This is a genomic window from Pedobacter sp. CG_S7, from assembly GCF_040544395.1.
Classification (GTDB): domain Bacteria; phylum Bacteroidota; class Bacteroidia; order Sphingobacteriales; family Sphingobacteriaceae; genus Pedobacter.
The window spans coordinates 1-22,065 of the sequence record NZ_JBEONS010000039.1 but is presented as its reverse complement, the minus strand read 5'-3'; the positions used below and the strand labels follow the sequence as shown (position 1 = coordinate 22,065).

Annotated in this window: 23 protein-coding genes and 1 pseudogene; 10 read left to right on the top strand and 14 right to left on the bottom strand. The window is 39.1% G+C overall.

All coding sequences use genetic code 11. The annotated features are described in order from the left end of the window. Window positions 1-172: 172 nt before the first annotated feature. Window positions 173-3,259 (bottom strand): Tn3 family transposase, encoded by a 3,087-nt coding sequence (locus AAKU52_RS15185; RefSeq protein ID WP_354335039.1) that lies wholly within the window; start codon window positions 3,257-3,259, stop codon window positions 173-175. A gap of 222 nt (window positions 3,260-3,481) precedes the next feature. Here AAKU52_RS15185 and AAKU52_RS15180 point away from each other — a divergent pair, with 222 nt between their 5' ends. The 4 genes from AAKU52_RS15180 to AAKU52_RS15165 are packed head-to-tail and all read left to right on the top strand — an operon-like array spanning window position 3,482 to window position 5,644. Next, window positions 3,482-4,066 (top strand): recombinase family protein, encoded by a 585-nt coding sequence (locus tag AAKU52_RS15180; RefSeq protein WP_354335036.1) that lies wholly within the window; start codon window positions 3,482-3,484, stop codon window positions 4,064-4,066. Between the two features lie 55 nt (window positions 4,067-4,121). Continuing rightward, entirely contained in the window at window positions 4,122-4,721 is a 600-nt protein-coding gene (locus AAKU52_RS15175) for a sugar O-acetyltransferase (RefSeq protein ID WP_354335034.1), read from the top strand. Between the two features lie 20 nt (window positions 4,722-4,741). After that, window positions 4,742-5,389, top strand: a complete 648-nt coding sequence (locus AAKU52_RS15170) for an HAD family hydrolase (protein WP_354335032.1) — start codon at window positions 4,742-4,744, stop codon at window positions 5,387-5,389. A gap of 18 nt (window positions 5,390-5,407) precedes the next feature. Next, complete coding sequence (locus AAKU52_RS15165) at window positions 5,408-5,644, top strand: IS3 family transposase (RefSeq protein WP_354335030.1); 237 nt, start codon at window positions 5,408-5,410, stop codon at window positions 5,642-5,644. Here AAKU52_RS15165 and AAKU52_RS15160 read toward each other — a convergent pair. The 4 genes from AAKU52_RS15160 to AAKU52_RS15145 all read right to left on the bottom strand — a co-directional run bounded on the left by AAKU52_RS15160 (window position 5,614) and on the right by AAKU52_RS15145 (window position 7,507). Beyond that, the gene (locus AAKU52_RS15160) at window positions 5,614-6,147 is read right to left on the bottom strand and encodes a nucleotidyl transferase AbiEii/AbiGii toxin family protein (RefSeq protein WP_354335028.1); all 534 of its coding nucleotides are present in this window, start codon (window positions 6,145-6,147) and stop codon (window positions 5,614-5,616) included. The two genes, AAKU52_RS15165 and AAKU52_RS15160, sit on opposite strands and share 31 nt — an antisense overlap. Then, window positions 6,144-6,815 (bottom strand): type IV toxin-antitoxin system AbiEi family antitoxin domain-containing protein, encoded by a 672-nt coding sequence (locus AAKU52_RS15155; protein ID WP_354335026.1) that lies wholly within the window; start codon window positions 6,813-6,815, stop codon window positions 6,144-6,146. Before AAKU52_RS15155 ends, AAKU52_RS15160 begins: the two co-directional genes overlap by 4 nt. A gap of 234 nt (window positions 6,816-7,049) precedes the next feature. Next, complete coding sequence (locus AAKU52_RS15150; RefSeq protein ID WP_354335024.1) at window positions 7,050-7,301, bottom strand: hypothetical protein; 252 nt, start codon at window positions 7,299-7,301, stop codon at window positions 7,050-7,052. Window positions 7,302-7,384: 83 nt separating this feature from the next. Next, the gene (locus AAKU52_RS15145) at window positions 7,385-7,507 is read right to left on the bottom strand and encodes a hypothetical protein (protein ID WP_354335021.1); all 123 of its coding nucleotides are present in this window, start codon (window positions 7,505-7,507) and stop codon (window positions 7,385-7,387) included. 295 nt (window positions 7,508-7,802) lie between these two features. Here AAKU52_RS15145 and AAKU52_RS15140 point away from each other — a divergent pair, with 295 nt between their 5' ends. Then, the gene (locus AAKU52_RS15140) at window positions 7,803-7,931 is read left to right on the top strand and encodes a JAB domain-containing protein (protein ID WP_354335019.1); all 129 of its coding nucleotides are present in this window, start codon (window positions 7,803-7,805) and stop codon (window positions 7,929-7,931) included. Here the strand turns inward: AAKU52_RS15140 and AAKU52_RS15135 are convergent. The 3 genes and pseudogenes from AAKU52_RS15135 to AAKU52_RS15125 all read right to left on the bottom strand — a co-directional run. Next, window positions 7,930-8,742, bottom strand: a pseudogene (locus AAKU52_RS15135) (ISAon1 family transposase); the annotation flags it as partial. The gene AAKU52_RS15140 and the pseudogene AAKU52_RS15135 overlap by 2 nt on opposite strands. A gap of 66 nt (window positions 8,743-8,808) precedes the next feature. After that, a complete protein-coding gene (locus AAKU52_RS15130) occupies window positions 8,809-9,174 on the bottom strand; it encodes an ISAon1 family transposase N-terminal region protein (protein WP_354335017.1) in 366 nt (121 codons plus the stop codon). A gap of 40 nt (window positions 9,175-9,214) precedes the next feature. Further along, window positions 9,215-10,087 (bottom strand): IS982 family transposase, encoded by an 873-nt coding sequence (locus tag AAKU52_RS15125; RefSeq protein WP_354335015.1) that lies wholly within the window; start codon window positions 10,085-10,087, stop codon window positions 9,215-9,217. Window positions 10,088-10,125: 38 nt separating this feature from the next. On the opposite strand from AAKU52_RS15125, the gene AAKU52_RS15120 reads away from it, so the two are divergent. Beyond that, a complete protein-coding gene (locus AAKU52_RS15120; RefSeq protein ID WP_354335013.1) occupies window positions 10,126-10,461 on the top strand; it encodes a hypothetical protein in 336 nt (111 codons plus the stop codon). 191 nt (window positions 10,462-10,652) lie between these two features. Here the strand turns inward: AAKU52_RS15120 and AAKU52_RS15115 are convergent, their stop codons facing one another. The 5 genes from AAKU52_RS15115 to AAKU52_RS15095 all read right to left on the bottom strand — a co-directional run bounded on the left by AAKU52_RS15115 (window position 10,653) and on the right by AAKU52_RS15095 (window position 15,017). Then, a complete protein-coding gene (locus AAKU52_RS15115) occupies window positions 10,653-11,228 on the bottom strand; it encodes a carboxymuconolactone decarboxylase family protein (RefSeq protein ID WP_354335011.1) in 576 nt (191 codons plus the stop codon). A 207-nt stretch (window positions 11,229-11,435) separates the two neighbouring features. After that, window positions 11,436-12,878, bottom strand: coding sequence for a mercury(II) reductase (gene merA / locus AAKU52_RS15110; RefSeq protein WP_354335009.1), 1,443 nt, complete (start codon window positions 12,876-12,878; stop codon window positions 11,436-11,438). Between the two features lie 67 nt (window positions 12,879-12,945). After that, window positions 12,946-13,593 (bottom strand): mercuric transport protein MerTP, encoded by a 648-nt coding sequence (gene merTP, locus AAKU52_RS15105; protein WP_354335007.1) that lies wholly within the window; start codon window positions 13,591-13,593, stop codon window positions 12,946-12,948. Next, window positions 13,590-13,967, bottom strand: a complete 378-nt coding sequence (locus AAKU52_RS15100; RefSeq protein WP_354335005.1) for an ArsR/SmtB family transcription factor — start codon at window positions 13,965-13,967, stop codon at window positions 13,590-13,592. Before AAKU52_RS15100 ends, merTP begins: the two co-directional genes overlap by 4 nt. Before the next feature lie 168 nt (window positions 13,968-14,135). Then, a complete protein-coding gene (locus tag AAKU52_RS15095; protein ID WP_354335003.1) occupies window positions 14,136-15,017 on the bottom strand; it encodes an IS982 family transposase in 882 nt (293 codons plus the stop codon). 550 nt (window positions 15,018-15,567) lie between these two features. Between AAKU52_RS15095 and AAKU52_RS15090 the strand changes: the two genes are divergently transcribed. From AAKU52_RS15090 to AAKU52_RS15075, 4 genes are read left to right on the top strand one after another with little or no spacing between them, the layout of a single operon-like run. Beyond that, window positions 15,568-16,719 (top strand): DUF4856 domain-containing protein, encoded by a 1,152-nt coding sequence (locus AAKU52_RS15090; protein ID WP_354335001.1) that lies wholly within the window; start codon window positions 15,568-15,570, stop codon window positions 16,717-16,719. Between the two features lie 11 nt (window positions 16,720-16,730). Beyond that, on the top strand, window positions 16,731-17,879 hold the full coding sequence (locus tag AAKU52_RS15085; protein ID WP_354335000.1) for an imelysin family protein: 1,149 nt from the start codon (window positions 16,731-16,733) through the stop codon (window positions 17,877-17,879). 9 nt (window positions 17,880-17,888) lie between these two features. Next, window positions 17,889-19,241 (top strand): HTTM domain-containing protein, encoded by a 1,353-nt coding sequence (locus tag AAKU52_RS15080; protein ID WP_354334998.1) that lies wholly within the window; start codon window positions 17,889-17,891, stop codon window positions 19,239-19,241. Further along, entirely contained in the window at window positions 19,222-21,642 is a 2,421-nt protein-coding gene (locus AAKU52_RS15075) for a TonB-dependent receptor domain-containing protein (RefSeq protein WP_354334996.1), read from the top strand. Before AAKU52_RS15080 ends, AAKU52_RS15075 begins: the two co-directional genes overlap by 20 nt. A gap of 75 nt (window positions 21,643-21,717) precedes the next feature. On the opposite strand, the gene AAKU52_RS15070 is transcribed toward AAKU52_RS15075, so the two are convergent. Then, window positions 21,718-22,065 (bottom strand): IS66 family transposase zinc-finger binding domain-containing protein (locus AAKU52_RS15070; protein ID WP_502931035.1); only part of this gene is annotated, 348 nt, incomplete at its 5' end.

Here is a 22,065-nt window from a genome sequence, read left to right as displayed (position 1 = left end):
TTGACGGACTATGTGGACTTGTTTCCGCAGAGCTAGGGCTTGGCACCACCAGTGGGGAGGTTTTCGTGTTTTTGAACCGCAAGAGAACCCATATGGGGGTAAATTAAAAGAAAGTACAAAAAGCGCCACGACTTCGCTGTAGAAAATTTCCCTGACCATTTCCCAAGGATATTCAATTCTCAGGCTTTAGGATCAACTCCATTAGGGTGTCCAGATCAAAAGTCTTGTAATCTTTGCCATCCGAAAAATCGTATTCGCCTACCAGGTTTATATGTGCCCAACTTTGGGTAGATGTACGGATAATCTTCTTTAATAAAATTTGCCTTTCTTCCTCAGAGGTGGTCAGCGATAACTTTTCTGATAGCAACAACAGATTATACGCATTAACGGCATTTGCGATTAACCTCTTGCAGCCCTCGGCAATCAACTGTTCTTTCCGGGTAGCCCAGATAAGTTCCTGGTTATTGCCGATGGTGATGGCCTTAGAAAAGTTATTGCTGCTTTCAATTTTAGAAAGCGATCCGGATACCGTTTTACGGATCAACTCATCGTCCATGTATTGATAGATATAAGTCGTTTTATATAACCTCCCCAGATCTTTTAACGCCTTATATAAAGGGTGCTGCTTTGAATAGGAATTTAGCCGTCTAAATAACGTCGATGCTTTTGAGTATCCCAACTTGATGGTGCAGACCAACCTTAATATTTCGTCCCAATTGTTTTCCAGATGTTCCAGATTGATCTTAAGATCGGGAACGATCTTAAGCCCCTGTTCTTTGTAAGTGCGGACTTCATCGATGGAATATAGCTGCTGGTGATGGAAGCGCGCAAACCTCGGACGGAACTCGACACCCAAAAGACCGGTTACGGCGAACACCGGTTCACTAAAGCCATGGGTGTCCGTTGAGTGCGCGCTTGGCACAATCACCTCGTTATGTGTCAATCCATCCAGGACATAATGGGATTCCGGTTCGGCCGCACTGAACACGGTCGAGTAGAACAGCTGGCCGGATTCATCCAAAAAAGAATACAATGTCACGCCTCTGCCATTGCCAAAGTATTTAAACGAAGGCGATGCTACCAGAGAAGCAACCGATACATCAAACTTTTGTCCGTCACTAGAGGTATGGACGAAATCTTCCTCCTTTCGGAAATGTGAGGTAAGAGGTAAAGCGTTACTGAAAGAAAGGAGTTTATCATTTGCCTGGATCAAAGCTTCCGGTGAAAAATAATGAAGTGCCGTAGTTTCCAGTGAACTGGTTCGGATACCTTTTGACATAAACGAAAATTTACGGATACCGATGTTGCACCCAAATCCTAGAATAGCTGCAAAAAATAGTTTTTGTTCCGGACGCTTAGGCACATAGTCTATTCCGTGATGATCAAAGACAGAAGTAAAGCCGCAGATATTTTCTACGGTGGTAAGCACTTCCAACAACGGGATAATATACTCTTGGGGATAAAGCGAATCAAAATCACGCTCCTCTTCGGTCCGTTTATCTTTGGACAGGTGCCAATCACCTGCGGCATCAAAATATACCTGTTTGTTTTCGTTAAGCTGACCGTTCGTTTTTTTGATCTGTGCGTTTAGTTTTTCATTCAACCCGAGCAGGGTTGCCCTTGGATTTGAATGGGCTGTTATGCCCGCCTGTCCGATCAAGTAATTTTTTTCTTTTTGCCACACACTGGCAGGGATGACATACTCTTCGAATGAACGGTAGTCATAAGAAGATTCTATTGCCAGGGCACCTGATTTAATGGCATCACGTATCTCCTTAAAAAGGAATACTTTATACAGACCTGTACGCAGCTTGCCTTCGGGGGTGAGCACACGCTGCTGTTCCTCCATCCCAAGGAAGCCGGTAGGTACAGCCCCGCTTGAAATAACGGACCCATTTTTGTTCTGGTAATAAAGCAATGCAGAAAGGGTATCTTTTCCCGAAGAGGAATTTCCCGCAACCAATACTTTTAAAATGTCACCGACCTTCAGGCTGAGTTTTGAAGAGTTTTTCTCAAGGGAGAAGTAATAATCTTCCCGATCGTGTACTTTTTGATTGACTTCCCTTAAGGATTTCAGGCGTTGTTCGTCCTCTTGAAGCAATTTTTTGGATAAACGTTTCTTTTTTAGCAATTGGTCAATGGTACTGATCTTTTCTGCCGGCCCTATCGCTGTATCCGCGATAATTTTTTCAATAGTTGTCAGTACATCAATATGGGTCACGCTCCGATGTGCGACACCGCTCACCAATTGGGCGGTCTGCATCCGATTTTGGTACAGCTCCTGTTTGACCAGGTTTTCGCAACCGTTTATATAATTGGTAACGGCACTGTTCAAGGTCAGGATAAGGGCGTCTCCCAATAAATAGTATTGGTGGATAATGAAAGAGATCAATAATAAATAGCGGATGGTAGTTCGGTTAGCGACCTGGGGGATCTGGTTATTGATGACGTATTCCGCATAAAACTGGATGGCCGCATCTGAAAGCTTTAAGCGTTTGGCCACCCGTACCAATTGCATGTACATTCTCTTCAAGTGCCCAAAGTTCTGCACCCGCTCACGGATTTGTTTGACTTCCATCGATTGGGAGATCCTTTTGAAAAAAGTGATTTCATAGCGCTTGATTTTTAAATGGGCTTTGGAATCTTCCTGGTATGAAGAGTGTTCCCGCAAGAGCTTATCCAATAAAAGGATATCTTCTTCTGTCAGATTCCGGGAAAGTATAGATTCCAGATCACGTTCAAAATTGTCAAGCGCTTTTTCAAGAATGGTACGTATCGCCTGATAGGTAGGTATTTCTATATGGTGTTCCTGAAGGAAACCGACCATTCCGCCAAAGATCAGGTGCGGCCTGGTCTGTACATGTGCCAACCGTTCGGCTTCCTGCAGTAAGGCTTCACCTGAATATTTGGTAAAAGGCGAAAATCCAAAGTAGCTCAGTATATCGTCCTGATGGCGCCGGAAAGTGTTGCCCTGGTAATCATCCATATTTACCGCATTGACATCCACCGAAATTCTAGCGGCTACAAAATCAACATCCGACTGATGAAACCGGCTGGAAACGAAGAAGCGACTGACTATCCTAAAATAACCAACCTGCAAAATAAAGCCTACCTTATTAGAAGGGGTCAACAAACCCTTGACATATTCCATTGCCCAGACAGGTGCCTGTAAAAATATCTGGCGTTGTTCCCCCGAAAGAGTTGGGGGATGATCAAACAGGTGTCTTGCTTCGGCAGACAGGTAATCTTTTCTAGGCATACATAGAGGTTAGGGCAACAAATGAAGATTATAGGTTTTGCTTTTTTTTCAAGATTTTACTGTACATACAAACGTTGCTCAACTTGTACAGATCCAATAGCCATAAAAAGACCCGACTAAATATTAGAAGTAAGTCTATATGAACCAAAATAGTAAATAAAACTTGTATAGCAATCAAAGTATATTAAATTTGAACCCATCAACAGATAAAACTATACAGAATTGAAAATCGGATACGCCAGGGTCTCTACCCAGGACCAGAATTTGGAAATGCAGCTGGACGCCTTGAACAAAGCCGGGTGCGAACAGATATTTCAGGAAAAAGCATCGGGCGTAAAATCAGAACGCCCCGAACTTCTGGCCATGCAACAAATCTTGCGAAAGGGCGATGTCATTTATATATATAAGCTGGACCGGCTCGGCCGATCCTTAAAACATCTGTTAGAAATGACTTCTGATTTTGAGAAAAAAAGCGTTGGTTTAATTTCATTGAATGATCCCATTGACACAACCACTGCCCAGGGAAGGCTTATTTTTAATATTTTTGCATGCCTTTCCGAATTTGAAAGGGACTTGATCAGGGAAAGAACAAAGTCGGGTTTGGAAGCAGCCAGGGCTCGGGGAAGGAAAGGCGGCAGAAGCAGAGGCCTGTCTAAAGAGGCCGAACGCACGGCTATGCTTGCGCAAACGCTATATAATGAACGGAAATTGGGAGTGAATGAAATTGCAAAAGAACTGCTGATCTCTAAAATGACCCTTTACAAATATCTAAGGCACAGGGGCGTTTTAATCCATAGTAAAAATTAAAATGATGGTGTAACTATTTTTTCCTTCTTTAAAATGAAGGCCAATTAAAAAAACTATGAAATCTGAAATTCAAAAGTGCCTAGACGGTGAAATTTTTAATACATCGGATACTGAAATACAAAATATAATTCACCGGGCAAGAGGTCTTACCAAAGATTATAACAATACATCAGGCACAGATCTTATAAGAAAAAATGAGCTGTTGATAGATCTTTTTGGAAGTCGGGGCCAAAATGTTAACATTGACACCCCGTTCTATTGTGATTATGGCAGGCATATATCGATCGGCAACAATGTGATTATAAATATGAATTGCACGTTCGTTGACTGCAACAGAATCGAAATTGGCAACAACGTAATGATTGCCTCAAATGTACAGATTTATACAGCTACCCATCCGGTAGAGACTTATGAAAGGCTGGTTAAAGACTGGAAGGAAACAGATGAAATTCCCTATTTCCGGACATATGCGCTTCCTGTCAAAATAGAGGATAATGTGTGGATCGGTGGTGGCGTGACCATTTTACCCGGAGTAACCATTGGAAAGAACTCTGTGATCGGGGCAGGAAGCTTGGTTACCCGTTCCATACCTGAAAACTCTGTGGCATTCGGTAACCCATGTAAGGTAATCAGAAAAAACAACTCCAAAGTCTGACTACATTCGTTATGATTGAAATGAATAAAATTAAAGCTGTAGTTTTTGACCTTGATGGTACACTAGGCAATACACTACCATTATGCATATCTGCCTTTAGAAAGTCTATAGAGCCTCTTATTAAGCGCACCTTGTCAGACGAAGAAATTATCGAAACATTCGGGCCCTCGGAAGAGGGAACCATCATGGCACTGGCACCTGGTTATTATGAAAAAGGTATTTCTAAATATCTGGAGTTCTACAGCGAGCTGCATGCTATGTGCCCCGTTCCTTTTGAAGGTATCGAAGATCTGCTGATCACTTTAAAAAATAGATCGGTAAGAATTGCGATGGTAACCGGTAAGGGAAAGCATAGCACGGAAATCTCATTGAAACAATTTGGCCTTGCTGAATATTTTGAAGCAATCGAGACTGGAATATCCAGTGGGCCACGCAAAGCGGAAGGTATTCAAAACATTTTAGATCTGTTCAAGGATATACAAAAAAATGAGGTTATATACGTGGGGGACGCGCCGAGTGATATCACGGCAAGCAACAAAGTGGGCGTTCCAGTAGTTGCAGCAGCTTGGGCAGAAACAGCAGAACCTGAAAAATTAAAAAAATTACATCCGGATATGTTGTTCGATAATATTAAAGATTTTGGTCATTGGTTGACATCAAATATATAATTTTTTAAGCTGGCTTTTTTGGGGCGCTTCCTGAAGTCGTGGCGCTTTTTGTACCTTCTTTTAATTTACCCCAAGACGCTAAAATGTGAATTGATTTATCATAGAAAATTTGCTAATAGAGAAGATGCCAAAATAGAAATCTTTAGATATATCGAAGGATTTTACCATGCGAAAAGAATACATACTGCATTAGGCGACAGGACCCCAAATGAAATGGAAATATTTTATAAAACAACCAACTTATTAGTCGCATAAAAGGTCTCCACTTTTAAGTTGCAATTCCACTCATAAGTTGGTATTAGAGCCTCAGAAGTAAACCATTCAGATTGCATTACATATTTTACTTCCTTAATGCCATAAATAGTATGATGCTCACGGCAATTAACTTCAATTTTTAATCTTAATGGAATTCCGCCTTCTGAATCAAAGCGGTATACCAATGTGTTATTATGTTTTTTCTGTTTACGTATTGGTTGGTCGCCCAAAAAAGATAATACATCACGAAGCCTATCCATAATTGGCCCGAATGGCTCTCCTGTAATTTGCACTAAATCTATGTCTTCAGAATACCTTGCAGCGGGTGACAGATATAATTTGTGTAATGCGGTACCTCCTCTAAATGCTAATCTCTCTTTTAAATATTGATCATTATATATCTCCATTAAAGCCCGCTCTGTAACCAGATCTTGTTCTACCTGGAAATCCTCCTGCCAGGGAGCTTTTTTACGCCATGCTGTTATATATGCCTGTGGGATCATAAATCTGTTTCTATTTCAATATTTTGCACAACTTTCCAATCATTACCGGTTATCATCTCGGGCTTTTCCTTTTGCGGTCTCAATAATACCGGAAAATAATTCACTGTTTTTAAGTAGTCTTTTATTGGATCGCTTAAATCCCGTATACTCAAAATCTCTTCAAGCAAAAAGCCTAAACGCTGAACTGCAGTTATAGGAGAATACCGTTTTGCTAGATCGAGCATTTTATTAGCATCTATACTTTCGCTGAGTTCTTCTAGCACTGTGGCAACCCTATTAAGACCACCTGCCTGATCAAAATAATATACAAGATCTAACGCGGTTAATTCCGGTGATGAAACGTTTACATATCCTGTATCAACCTTTTTTTGAACTATATCTTCTTTATCCCATCCCTTTTTTATGTAGAAGTTTATTTTTAGGTTGTCCTTACTAATATTCCTTAAACTTGGTCTCATTGTGATTGCTGAAAAAGATTGAGGTTGCTGGTGTGCAGCTCCATAATAAGCTGCGGCATTCAACAGACCTATATAATAATCTTTCCCCAAAAATTTCATTAGCTCTGCAATAAATAACGATGGAGGAAGGGTGCCTTTACTTCTATATTCTGGTGTAATTATTACATAGAATTCATTTCTTATCAAAGCAATTTCTTTCTTCTTCTTCAATCTTTGAAGTGCCTTTTTAATTGCTTCATCCGATTGTTCAAATTGGTTCCGTACTTCGGGCAATGAAAAGGCATACCTTCCATTTGAACGCAGTCCGTTAATAAAGTCTTCTAAATAACCGTATTGCCCTATCATTTAAGTCTTTGTTTGATAAAAGGGATGATGTCTATCCCTTTTTGCAGATGTAAACTTACTTAATATTTTAATTAGTGTCAATTTTTATGGCACTTTTCTTCATTTTCTCACCACCAAATGGCTTAGCCCAATATCATTCAGCATCCGCTTCATTTCTGATTGGATAATATCCTGTATATCCTGTTTTATTTGCGGGTAATTTCGCTGTATCATACCGTTATCCAGCTTGCGAATTACTTCAACCTCTTTATAACCGTCCTGTTCTTTTTTGAGTGCTTCATGGTCATTCAATATTTCGCAATGGAGGGGTAAATTAAAGAAAGTACAAAATCCATCACGACTTCGCTGCATATACAGCCTTTGGGAGGTTGGGAGTATGTATTGAGCCGCAAGGTGTCTAAATAGACCATCGCTGTCGGATTTTTCCGGGGCTTTTAAGGGAAAACATCATAAGAGGGGAAATATCGCCCTAAATAATCAGTTTCAAGTTTTAACCTTGGCACTGTTTCTTTCGGATTTGCATCCTTGGCCTGAACCTGGCCGCATAATTTTTCCATGTATGTTTTTATCGGGCAGCTAAATTACCTAAAGTCATTCCGGTAGTAAAGGGTATATAAACGGTTGAAAAAGTCGCCCTTGACTTCCTCATTACTGCAGGTGGAATTTGATTGTTAAAAACGTGACATTATGAAAAATTTAAAGCAAAGCCAGTTTCAAAATAATCAATTATGATTACTGCAGGTTGCCGAAATCCAGGTAAGTTACCACCCGAATTTTATAGCCAGTGAAAGACCAAAAATTTGTTCCTTTACAAATGCTTACGACATCCTAAAATAGCACTGGAATACGGATATGATTGAACTAAGGGAAGAGTTTAAGATCATTTTGACAAACCGTGCAAACCGGGTTTTAGGGACATTTGTAGTGTCCAGCGGAGGAATGGCCGGAGTTGTCGTTGACCCAAAGATGATTTTATTTTAGCATTAAAAGATTCAGCGGAAGCATTGGTAGATATGTTATCAAAGTAGTTCAGAATTGTTGTGTAATGATTTTATATAGATATTGCAATTGTATTAAAGGCTTTGAAGCCCGTTTGTCTTACTTTTGCATGCCACCTGGCCAGATTAGCGAGGGCAAACACCTTATCCTTCGTGTTTTCAAAGATCTGGCTGAGCCTCATACTCAGTTTATATGCAGTTTGAAGGTCGGGAAACCTTCCAAATAAGAGCTCAGCACGTTCTTTTTGACTATCAGTCCAATCTGAAGGCTTCTTATAGAGCACACACCTGCTGCGAGCGATTAATTGCTTTATTGTGTCTCCATTGTGGAGTACTTCTGCCTGAAATGGCCTACCGGTTCTTTTGGATCGCTCAATGGCTTCATTTTCAGCATCCAAGGCTTCCCATCTATATTTGATCCGCATTTCCTGTAGTGCCGCGGTAGTGAGTTGCTGCACATGAAAACGATCGGTTACCCTGGTTGCCTGTGGAAAGCAACGTTTGCAAATCAACTCCATATTACCTGCCATATTCAGGGTAATTTCGGTGACCTTTCTGCGATGTTTTTCCGGGATTCTGTTCAGCACAGAAATTACTGTTTCTGCTTTAGTACCTGCTACAATGGCCACAATATCGCCTTTTTTCCCTCTATCCTCTTTATTGGTAATGATCGTGTAGAGCTCGCCATGGGAGAGGCTGGTTTCATCAATAGAAGGATGCTCACCCAGATTCTGTGGATATAAAAGCCACTTTTTTGCATGTGATTTTTGGTTCCAGCTTTTAAAGTCACTCAGTAATCACGGTATTGACGAAGTAGGTTTTTAACCTTTATGCCATAAAAAGAACTGTTCGTATCAATACTATTGGGGGCTGTATCGATTGATTTCTTTTAAAAAAGCCGCGAATTCCCCTGTCATTCGCGTTCCCTTTTCTACTAAAGTCCAGTTTCGATAGATTACCTTATTAGTCTCTAAATCAAGCCACCTATGCCGTTTGATGTGAAAGAACACCTTATGCCCTCGAATGGGGAGATCCTGAATCACAATCTTTGGAAAAAAACCTTTTGAAAGCACCTTCATGCCTTGCCACTCTGCAGCAGGATTATTGTGCTCTTCCAGCTCGATGTGGAACGTGTCCCCATCTTCAATAGACCCTGTGAATTCAAAATTCTCAATTATAAAATCTGGCAAAAATAAGCTGAGCAAGGAAGTGGTAGCTGAAGGCATAAATATACATTATTAACCCGTAGTGCATTATTAAATCAAGTTAACTTTTAATATTGTTTATGTTTCTACCAAAGACAAATTTATTGAGATATTGAATGGTTGTCAATGCAGTAATCTTGGTAAGTATTGTGTTTTTGAAACCAATAAAAGTCTTAGCATAGTTTCTTCGTATCATAAACTGGTCGCACAATTGTAAGAAAAGAGTTTCTATTCTTTTTCTGGACTTCTTGAAGATAAATGGGTAGGTTTTAAAATTCATCTGATTGTTCCTTATAGGTGTTTCCAGTTTGATTTTAACAGTTTCAAACAAGTTGATCTGTATTTCTGAAGAAAGGTATCCTTTATCACCAAGCAGCACACAGTCAGACATTTGAGTCTTAATGTCCTTTAGGTAATGAATATCGTGTACAGAAGCAAGACTCAGATCAAAATTCTCGAACACACCATCTGAAGAGCAGACCGCATGGAGTTTGTATCCATAATATCTCGCATTCTGCGAAGCACAGAACCCTTGGTTTGGAAATGCCCCATCTTGGTCTTTACAGATTTTACTTCTGGTCATTCTTGCGTTCTTACATATCTCCAAGGGCATCGAATCGACAATGAAATACTTCTTCTGGTCATTCATTTTAACTGCCATTTTTTTTCTTAGTTCTTCGATAAAGGGGAACAGTTTCCGTTTTCTCCTATTATAAACGCTGCGCTCTATACGACCCTCAAGTTTAGAAAAGCGCAGTTCTCTAAACCGCTGATATTCAGAATCTATACTGGATGATTCTGCGGTAATACTCAACGTAATTAACTCTAAATCAAACAGCTTAGGCTTGACTGGTTTGTTATAAAAATTATCCGATAATGAAATTTCCCTAAAGGTCTTCAAGATTAATTCGTATTTTCGTATAAGGTTGCTCATAATTATAATGACCGTTATGGCATAATGAAGCAATCAATATGCCATATCGGACACTTGCCAGAGCTACCGGGGTTGCACTTGGGAATATTAAGAATATCATTTTAGGGTTGAAGCAAGCTGGTTTTATATTGCAGATCAATGAGAAGGAAATGGTATTGCAAAACAAAAGATCTTTATTGGAACGATGGATCGCGGGTTATAAGGAGACATTGAAACCGCTACTATTGATCGGGAAATATATATTGAATAAACCTGAAGCCTTAATGAACCTAGATACTTTTCCTGTAAGAGCAGGCGAAACGGTATGGGGTTGTGAACCAGTGGTGTGGGTTCAGCCACGCTATTTAACTCGGTGCTGGATGGGCAAAAGCTGACTCTTCAGAAAAAAGGAGATTTATTTAAAGACGGGCAAACCGGCTTTATCTGGGATATTACCTCCTGCAGCCCGGCCGGGCCCGTGAAGGGAAAACAGTTACGAATAGAACCCAACAGCAGCCACATTGCCTTTGCCTGGTTCGCCTTTTATCCCGATTCCGAAATTTACCGGAAGTAAAAAATACACTGGTTATCTTTTGGTCCAGGTCCTCCCTTTGAACATGTCATCCACTTCTGTTCCAAAGATATGGTTAGCATAATTACTAAGTGTCTTTACCGCCAGCGCGAGAATTATTTCCAGGATTTGTTTTTCTTGATACCCTGCTTCCAAGAAAGCGGCCGCGTCCTGGGGTGAGGGATTTCCCCTTTTTTCAAACATTACGCGGGTGAATTGAGATAAAGCCTTTAGTTTAACATCTGGTATTTCTTTTCCATCCCGGATGGCATCTGTCACTTCCAAAGGTACTTTCGAAACCTGATCGGCCAGAAAACTATGCGCGGCGGCACAATATTCACAGCCATTGGCTATGCTAATCGTCACAAAAACAACTTCCTGTTCTACAGGCGAAAAACCACTGTTTTTCCGGAAACGGTCATAGCCAACCGCATAGGTTTCCATTAAGCCCGGTGAATTAACCATGTTGCTATACATATTCGGAATCATACTCATCTGTTTCTGGGAGTTTTCCAAAAGCGGCTTCTGAGCCTCATTGGCATTATCTAAGGTTACTTTTTCTAAGGTGGTTTTAAATTTCTGATTTTCCATTTTACTTTATTTTAATTTAGTCTTTAATTAAGATTATTCTTTAGCAAAGTCGGTTGTAATCAATATTTAGAAGATGCTTGAAAAGCTTAATAGGCCAGCGAATCTACTTTGGCTTTTTCCGGCATCTCGAACTGCCGCTGCTCTGGCTGCCTCTCTTTTAGTTGCAGATTTTCTAAGGTTGCCCAGTAGCGCTCCTCCCTAACCTGCCTAAGTGGCACAGCAACTCAATTTGCCAACATCTTTGCCGAATGTTATGGCAGCCAGTTTAATGCCTTCTCCCAAGGTAAGGTAGGGATAAAAGCTTTCCGCTAATTGTTTTACCGTAATTCCGTACTTGATAGCCATGCTTAACTGTTGAATCAGTTCCCCACCTTCAGGAGCTACAATGCGTGCGCCTATCAATTTATCTGTTTCAATATTGCGGATCAGTTTGATAAAACCTCTTGTATCGTGAGCAACTATTGAGCGGGGCACATCGCTCAACGATAGTTTTGAGACTTCAAAAGGTAAATTTTGTTCGGCTGCCTGAACTTCATCTAGTCCCGCTCCCGCTACCTGGGGATCTGTAAATACCACCCAAGGCAGTGACGAATAATCGGATTTGTTATCAGCTGCTGAAAAGGCATTTTCTACAGCGATTTTACCTTCATAAGCAGCAGTGTAAACAAAGGGAGGGGTATTGGTAACATCGCCTGCCGCATAGATATTTGCCAGATTGGTTTCCATCTTTCCAGTAACCTGAATATGTCCGTTGACGGTTAATTGCAGTTTAATTTTATCTATACCTAATGTATGCGTATGGGGTTTTATTCCTGTTGCAATTACTACTTTTCCAGGTTCAATAAGTTTTGTTAATGAGCCGTCAGGGCGTTTGCAGTGGATTATAATGCCGCTATCAGATGTCTCCAATTTCACAGCTCTATAATTCGGAAGTATTTGAATCCCTTCCTCCCGCATATTTTTTTCCAACTCTTCGCTGACATCGGCTGTTTGTGTTCGGAGCACCCGGTCGGTAAACTCAATAATCCGAACTTTTACCCCCAGCCGATTGTAAGCAGTGGCTATTTCAAGCCCGATATAACCTGCACCCATGATGGTAATGCTTTCTGGCTTCTCTTCCAGATCAAATAGGGTTGCATTCGTCAGGTAATCAATTTCATTTAATCCTTCGATTCCGGGAATATGCGTAGTGGCACCGGTAGCGATCAGGAATTTCAGCGCTTTATATTTGTTTTTCCCATTCACCAGGATTGTATTTTTATCTGTAAATTCCGCCCAGCCCTGCAGCATAGTAAGGTTTTCAAAATCACTTACCACATCCATATATTTTTTTTGCTGAAGATCTGCTACCAGTTTTTTCTTATTCCGGATAACCTGACCGAAGTCAATTTCAACGCCTTTTGGTTTTATTCCTTCAAACCGCGAATGCTTAGCATGATAGGCCGTTTCGGCTGCCCTGATAAGTATTTTAGAAGGAACACAACCCACATTTACACAGGTGCCGCCGAAATCTAATCCGGCATTAACCATTAAACAGCTTATCCCAAGGCTTTCTGCTGTTATAGCCGCTGAAAAAGCCGCTGAGCCACCCCCTATGATAATCAGATCGAAGTGACTGACAGGAGCTTCTAATTCATTAAGACTTTTCATGATTTTCTAACTATTAGTTATCAAAAAATTAATTACATACATCCGGGCCACAAACATCGCCTGCTTATCAATGGGGCTTAGAGTTTTGTGTTGCAGTTCCTTCTGTTACTGTGTATCCTGTAGCATCAATAGCTTTTATAATGGCTGTCTTATCAGATTGATTATGATCATATTGAATGCTCGTGGTACCTGATTCATAATCGGCTTTAACTTCTATAATCCCGGGCAATTGATATACGGCATGTTTGACATGCTCTTCACAACCGGAGCAGGTCATTCCGCTTACCGTAAATTTTATTTTTTGAATCTTGCCAGAGCTAATAGCAGGCATCTGATTGATTTTCTTCGGATACAGGAACTGGCTATAATAAGGAAAAGCCAGCGTCGGTACAGCAAAAGCAGTTATAACCGCTAAAAACCTTCGGGATTTTAAAAACTCACTTTTTCTGGTGATTGCGCCATTTTCATCACAGGCACAGTCAATTTTAGAAGCTGCCACCGGTTTGAACTTTTGATACCATGCAAAGCCTAATACAGTCAGAGTAACAGCTATCAAATAAGAACGGAAAGGTTCCATCCACGAAAAGACAGAAGCTATTCCTGATGCTCCTGAAATAAGCGCTAATATTGGAGTGATACAACAGAGAGAGGCTGCAAAGGCTGTAAGAATACCAATTCCTAATAATTTTTTATCAGATGAGTTTTCAGTGCTCATGTTGTTTGATTTTTAACAGAGTTTTGTGTGATGTGTTGAAATAGAGGCTTTATGATTTCGAGATGTTCTTCTTTTAATGAGTAGAATACCGTTTGTCCGGTTTTCCGGGATTTAAGAATTCCAGCATCCTTTAATTTTCGAAGATGTTGTGATATTGCAGGAATACTCATCTGCAACATATCACTTAGGTCGCAAACACATAACTCCGTTTCTTCTTCTATCAGGTAAAGAACTTTTAATCTAACCTCACTGCCCGCTAAGCTTAACACCCGTGCTAAACGCTGGAAGGATTTTTCTGCAGCCTCAAGTTTCTCTTTTCCCGTCTTGATCTGATTTTGATCTGCGGAAACGCGAATGCAAGTATTTTCCTTCATAATTCATCAAGTATGGATTCAAAGGTAAAGATAGTTTAGTATTTAAGCAAATACTTATTAACTAATTAGGAAATGTTACAGTTTGTTAAATATTTTACGATGATAATGAATGCTGGTTGGTAATGTAGCCAGGCATAAAGAATGACTTTTCTAACCCGTAGTGCATTATTAAATCAAGTTAACTTTAATATTGTTTATGTTTCTACCAAAGACAAATTTATTGAGATATTGAATGGTTGTCAATGCAGTAATCTTGGTAAGTATTGTGTTTTTGAAACCAATAAAAGTCTTAGCATAGTTTCTTCGTATCATAAACTGGTCGCACAATTGTAAGAAAAGAGTTTCTATTCTTTTTCTGGACTTCTTGAAGATAAATGGGTAGGTTTTAAAATTCATCTGATTGTTCCTTATAGGTGTTTCCAGTTTGATTTTAACAGTTTCAAACAAGTTGATCTGTATTTCTGAAGAAAGGTATCCTTTATCACCAAGCAGCACACAGTCAGACATTTGAGTCTTAATGTCCTTTAGGTAATGAATATCGTGTACAGAAGCAGGACTCAGATCAAAATTCTCGAACACACCATCTGAAGAGCAGACCGCATGGAGTTTGTATCCATAATATCTCGCATTCTGCGAAGCACAGAACCCTTGGTTTGGAAATGCCCCATCTTGGTCTTTACAGATTTTACTTCTGGTCATTCTTGCGTTCTTACATATCTCCAAGGGCATCGAATCGACAATGAAATACTTCTTCTGGTCATTCATTTTAACTGCCATTTTTTTTCTTAGTTCTTCGATAAAGGGGAACAGTTTCCGTTTTCTCCTATTATAAACGCTGCGCTCTATACGACCCTCAAGTTTAGAAAAGCGCAGTTCTCTAAACAGCTGATATTCAGAATCTATACCGGATGATTCTGCGGTAATACTCAACGTAATTAACTCTAAATCAGACAGCTTAGGCTTGACTGGTTTGTAATAAAAATTATCCGATAATGAAATTTTCCTAAAGGTCTTCAAGATTAATTCGTATTTTCGTATAAGGTTGCTCATAATTATAATGACTTGGTAATCAATATAATATACTAATTTTTAGTGAAATGAGCAACCTTATTTATAGTGCACTACGGGTTAATATAATAAGTTTTAAGGCTCGACTAAATATCTCCTTTAAGATATATTGAAACTCTAACCTAAGTTGCTGAGCGAACCGAGGATATTCTTCTAATGAAAGATGATAATGGTCAGCATCACAAATAAACATTTGGATTAATGTAACAGGATTTGAGATTTCCTTGTACAGCAATACAAGAAAGCACCTGCCGTGTTTTACCTGAGGCATAATCAAATCATTTAACACTTTTTCCGCGGTCTCCATACTTGCTTCTTCATGTCAATCATAGGTAAAACAATAGCCGACATAATGAAACCAAGAAGCTATCTTTTCGATTTCACTTTCTTCGAGTGACAAATTCATGGTGGACCAATTTTTGTCACACCTTTAAGTAATAACCTTAAGCTTATTTAAATTAATTATAAACAATCTTTGTCTGTATCAAAATTTATCCTATATTTGGATTGTTTATATTTAATCTAAATAACAATGAAAAATTTATTTACCCTATGTGCAATAACATTACTAATAGGATTTGCTTCCTGCAAAAAAGAAGACGATAATACCATTCAGTTAAGAACAAAAGTGGATGCAAGCGTTTATACAGATGCAACGCCTTACGCTTCAACATTTGTTGATGCAAAGAGTACCAGCACAGTTGATTTTTCGGCTGGTAATGCAAAATTAAATATGTTCAAAGGACTAAACACTTACATCAACCTTAATAAAACACAGTTAATTACTGCTGATGCTTCAAAAAATTTGTACTCAAATACAGGAAATCCCTTTACCATTGACTATTCTACAGAATTTGCTACTCTAAATTCCGCTAGCTTCGGACTTAAAAACTTTACGGCTTCATCTTTATCCGCTACAAATGCAACTACAGTCCGTCAGAAAATTGAAGCTGATTTAACAAGTAATGGTGCAATTAGTCCATTCTTTGGGGTGACAGCTTCAAGTGGCATAGCGGGTAAATTAGGAACTTATATGGTAGACGCTAAAGGTATAGAAGTCGCTCAGGTAATTCAAAAAGGTTTAATTGGCGCTTTTCAAATAGATTATATAGGTAATGTATTGTTAAAAGACCGTTTAAATGCTGATAACAGTACAGTAGTTAGTGGTAAAAATTATACCTCTTTAGAGCACAACTGGGATGAAGCTTATGCAACTTTAACGTTAAATCCAATAATTTATGCAGGGTACACTAATTCTACAAATTCGCGTACAGAATCTTTCTTAGCCTCTTACATTTGGGAGTATAACCAAAGTAATTATGCCAATATCTACTTAGCATTCTTGAAAGGAAGAGCTGCAATTGTAAATAACGATCGTAACGAACTAAACAAACAAGCTTTGTTTATAAGAACACAATTTGAAGTAGCTATTGCCAATGCCGCTTTAGGTTATTTAGGTAAATGGACATCCGGAACAACCGATGCAGCCAGAGCACATGCAATTGGCGAAGGCGCTGGCTTTATCTATTCTTTAAGATTTTGCACTGTCAATAATGTGGACGCTAAATTCTCTGACGATGTTTTAACTGCTTTGCTGGGTTCAAATAATGGTTTTTGGGATTTAACTCAAGCCAAAATCAACACTGCATCTGCAAGTATAAAAGCTAAATTCAATATCAATTAAAAAATAATAGAATGCAAAAGGCACAATTGAATTGGATTAAGGGGCTTTGTTTTGGATTGTTCTCTCTGGTTTTATTTTTTGGATGCGGTAAAGACAAAAGTACCACCAAAGAAGAAGACAGCAGCACCATAGATAGAAAAGCGTTATTGGCTAACCTTGCCGATAATATTATTGTGCCTGCTTATATGGACTTTAAGGTTAAGTTCGACTTGATGCTTACCAAATCTGAGGATTTTACAAAGCAACCTATTAAAGCTAATTTATTAGCACTCAGGACCGCTTGGCAGGATGCTTATATCACTTGGCAAAAAGTAGAGTTATATGACTTTGGGCCAGGGCAAACTTTCGCAATCAGGTCTCATTTCAATATTTATCCTACAAGTGAAACCGTCATTCAGGCTAATATCGCATCAGGTACAGCTAATCTAGAACTGCCGGCAAACTACGCTGCACAAGGTTTTCCTTCTTTAGATTATTTGATTAATGGTGTTGCAAATACAGATGCTGATATTGTAGCTTACTACAGCACATCGACTGATGCTACCAAAAGAATTAACTATTTAAAGCAAGTCGTCGCACAAATGAACACCACATTTACCAGTGTTTATACTGCTTGGGAAGGCGGTTTTGTAAACACTTTTAAATCAAAAATAGCTATTGATGCCGGTTCGTCAACATCAACTGTAATTAATGGTTTTGTGTTGAATTATGAGCGATATATTAGATCTGGAAAAATTGGTATTCCTGCAGGAGTTATGACACCGGGCACTACTTTCCCAGAAAAAGTGGAGGCTTTTTATAAAAAAGATTTATCGTTAACCTTAGCAAAAACAGCGCAACAGGCATCTCTTGATTTTTATAATGGTAAAGCTTATTCATCAAGCACAACTGGCTATTCCATTAAAAATTATTTAACCTCTTTGGGAGCGAAAGATGCTGTCAGTGGTAAGCTTTTATCCGATATAATTGCTACACAATTTGATATTTGCACTACAAAGTTGAATGCTTTAAGTAATAACTTAAATAGTCAAGTGATCAATAACAATCAGCTAATGATTATTGAGCACACCGAAATGCAGAAATTAGTACGTTTGTTAAAGGTAGATATGACATCGGCGATGAGCATAACCATTACCTATACAGATAATGACGGAGATTAAGTTTCAGTTTTGATAAAAGCTTATTTAAATAAAACACAACATGCAGCGCCAATTGCTATTTTCAGAATAGTAACGGGCTGTATGTTATTTTTAGGAGTTTTACGATTTTGGTCGAACGGCTGGATCTATGACCTATACATCAAACCCAAATTCTTCTTTTCTTTTTATGGTTTCGAGTACATTAAACCATTAGGGAATTACACCTACTTCCTTTTCGTCATTTGTGCGGTTTCAGCAATTTTCTTTGCCATAGGATTATTTTATAGGCACGCCAGTATATTATTGTTTACCAGCTTTACCTATATAGAGCTGATGGATAAAAGCACTTATTTAAACCATTATTATTTTACCAGCTTAATGCTTTTTGTAATGATGTTGGTGCCGGCAGAAAAGTATTTTTCGATCGATGCTTGTCGTAAAAAGCAAATTCAGGCTACTTATATCCCAAAATGGACCATTGATATTTTAAAGTTGATGGTGTTTATCCTGTATTTTTACGCTGGTTTAGCAAAACTAAATGGTGACTGGTTGCTTCACGCTTTACCGTTAAAAATATGGTTGCCCGCTCGCAATCAAACGCCTATTATCGGTGGTTTGTTTAACTACCAGATTACTGCCTATATTTTTTGTTGGATTAGTTGCCTGTACGACTTAACCATCGGATTTTTATTGTGGAACAAGAAAACAAGATGGTTTGCTTATGCATCAGTGGTGATATTTCATGGTCTAACGGCCGTTTTATTCCCTATCGGGATGTTCCCGTACATCATGATTGTAACCGCGTTACTTTTCTTTTCGGCAAACTTTCATTTGAAAATCATCAATGGTTTGAATAAGGTGCTAGAGATTCCTGAAAACCGTTTAAACACGGACAACGTTTTTAGTTATTCGTCATTACAACAAAAAAGTTTAACCTTATTGTTTGGCATTTTTTTAACGTTACAGTTTCTTATCCCTTTCAGGTATATGTTATACAAGCGCGAGTTGTTTTGGACAGAAGAAGGTTACCGTTTTTCATGGCGGGTAATGTTGATGGAAAAAGCCGGTTATGCACAGTTTACGGTCAAAGACGATACAGGAAATGCTGAAGTGGTAAATAATGAAGAGTTTTTAACAGTGCTACAAGAAAAGATGATGAGCACCCAACCCGATTTTATTTTGCAATATGCTCATTTAATCAGAGATACCTATGCCAAGCGAGGCTATAAACATGCGCATGTTTATGCTGATGTTTACGTGGCATTAAATGGCAGATTAGGGCAAATATTTGTTGACCCCAAAATAGATTTAGCAAAGCAAAAAGATACCTTTGCACCAAAATCTTGGATTTTACCCCTTAACGATGAAATTAAAGGCCTTTAACACCCTGATAGTATTGCTATCCTGTACATTTTGTTTTGCCCAATACAGCATTAAGGGGAAAACAGTGGATGCTTTAAATCAAAAAAACATTGCAAATTGTAACGTCTACCTAAGCGATGGTAAATCTTCTGCCCTAACAGACGAAAATGGTTTTTTTGAATTTAGAAATCTTCCAAAAGGCGCTTATACAATTATTTCTATTAGCGATAATTTTAGAAAAGCGGTAAATACTATCAACATAATAGATAGCGATGTTTTTGTTGAAATTGCGCTTAACAATCAACCCCAACAACTAAAAGAAGTTATTGTTCAAGGGGAAAAAGCGGGAGCGGGTTTTACCCATTTGAGAAGTGTAGAGGGTTTAGCAATATACGAGGGGAAGAAATCTGAGCTGATCAATGTAGCAGATTTAACAGCAAATGTTGCCACCAATAACGCTCGTCAGGTTTATGCTAAAGTGCCAGGTTTAAACATTTGGGAAAATGAAGGTGCTGGCTTACAGTTAAGTGTTGGAGGCAGAGGCTTGGACCCTAACCGCTCGGCAAATTTTAACGTACGCCAAAATGGTTATGACATTAGTGCCGATGCTTTAGGTTATCCTGAAAGCTATTACACCCCACCTGTTGAAGCCCTTGAACAAATACAAATCGTACGCGGGGCAGCATCATTGCAATACGGTACGCAGTTTGGCGGTTTAATAAATTTTGTAATGAAGAAGCCAGTTACTTACACTGCTTTAGAAATTACAGCTCGCCAAACCGTAGGCTCTTTTGATTTCTCAAACTCTTTCATTAGCGTAACCGGCACCAAAAATAAACTAAGCTATTACACCTTTTACCAACATAAACAAGGGAACGGTTGGCGCCCAAACTCAAATTTTGATGCCAATACCGCTTACGGAAATCTCAAATATCAATTTACACCTAAAACTTCTTTAGGCTTAGATTTTACCCACATGGATTATTTGGCACAGCAACCTGGGGGCTTAACCGATGAGATGTTTGCTGCCGATGCTAGGCAAAGTAACAGAAAGCGTAACTGGTTTAAAGTGAATTGGAACTTGTACGCTTTACATTTCGACCATAAATTTGATGCTAACACCAAATTCAACCTCCGTTTTTTTGGTTTGTCAGCCTCAAGATATTCTGTAGGCTTTAGGCCAAATAGGGTGGCAACTATTGATGACAATGGCCCAAGAGATTTAATAAAAGGTAATTTTGAGAACTGGGGAACAGAAGCCAGGTATTTAAAAAAATATAAACTGATTAATCGCCCGTCGGTATTATTGGTGGGTATAAGGTATTATCACGGTTTTAACCATGCTGTGCAAGGTGAAGGATCCACGGGTAAAGATGCCGATTTTAGCTTTTCAAATCCAGCGCAATTCACTCAAAACGATTACGATTTCCCCAACAGAAACGCTTCCGCTTTTTTGGAGAATATTTTTAATATTTCGTCAAAATTTAGTGTTACCCCGGGCCTTAGGTTTGAGTACATTAAAACCAAAGCCGAGGGTTACTATCGCAACATTGTAAGAGATAATGCAGGAAACGTAATATTAAATAAACGAATTGACGAAACCAGAACCAGCCCACGGAAATTTGTAATTGCCGGTTTGGGTTTAAGCTACAAGCCCAATAATGTACTGAATATTTACGGAAATATCGCTCAAAATTATCGCTCAATTACGTTCAGTGATATTAGGATAACAAATCTATCAGCAGTGGTTGACCCTAATTTGCAGGATGAAAAGGGTTATTCTTTAGATTTAGGTATCCGTAGCGAGCAAACGCGATTTGTAAATTATGATGTGAGCTTGTTTTACCTTAATTACAACAATCGTATTGGCGAAGTTCAATTTGCAGATGCAAACAACCGGATCAAAAGAAATAGAACCAATGTTGGGCAAGCAATTATTAGAGGTATAGAGGCTTATGTTGAGTTAGACGCCCTTCAAGCGTTGCAAAAACCATCTGATAGTTGGCGGTTAGGCGCATTCGCTAACGTCGCTTTTATAAAATCTGATTATAGAAAAAGTTTGATTGCCGGTGTGCAAGGAAAAGAAGTAGAATTTGTACCACAAACCAACTTAAAAACTGGTTTAAAAATGGGATACAATAACTTCAAGGCATCTTACCAGTTTAGCTATTTATCGCAACAGTTTACTGATGCTACCAATGCCAGAGATGGCGGTGTTGCTGCCGTTATAGGAGATGTGCCTGCCTATCAAATCATGGATTTTAGCACTTCTTATCAATTAAAGAGATTTACGATTGAAGCTAGTGTAAACAATTTAGCCAATCAAATTTACTATACCCGGAGGGCTACCGGTTACCCAGGTCCAGGAATATTGCCTTCAGACGGAAGAAGCTTTTACATTGGCTTAGCTTTCAAATTATAATCTTGGGCATAATGCCTTCAAATCTTGGGCGGCGTTTTTTATCATTTTAGAGCCAGTTGAAGAATAATAAATTTGCTAGTGGCCATGAAAGCACTGGACTTGATAAACGGGCACCTTGGCATTATCAATTACCCGGTCAGGGAGTTCAGCGATTTTCACGCCCTCACCAGCTTTGGTTGTATATTTATAACGGATATAACGTTTGATGAAAAAGCGTGCTGGTTCACATTCCAATTCTTCGGTGATTTCCTTACCGATGCATACCATGCTGCTTAAGTCACCTTCAGGGTGGATCTCGATTTCTTCCACAGGAAGGTGTTCAGGTAGTTTAGCACGTCCATGATGATTTGGACGTTTGCGGATGTATTCAATCTTTTGGCCAGTCTTTTCCTGTTCTACTAATATAGCTTCGGGTTCAGCTTC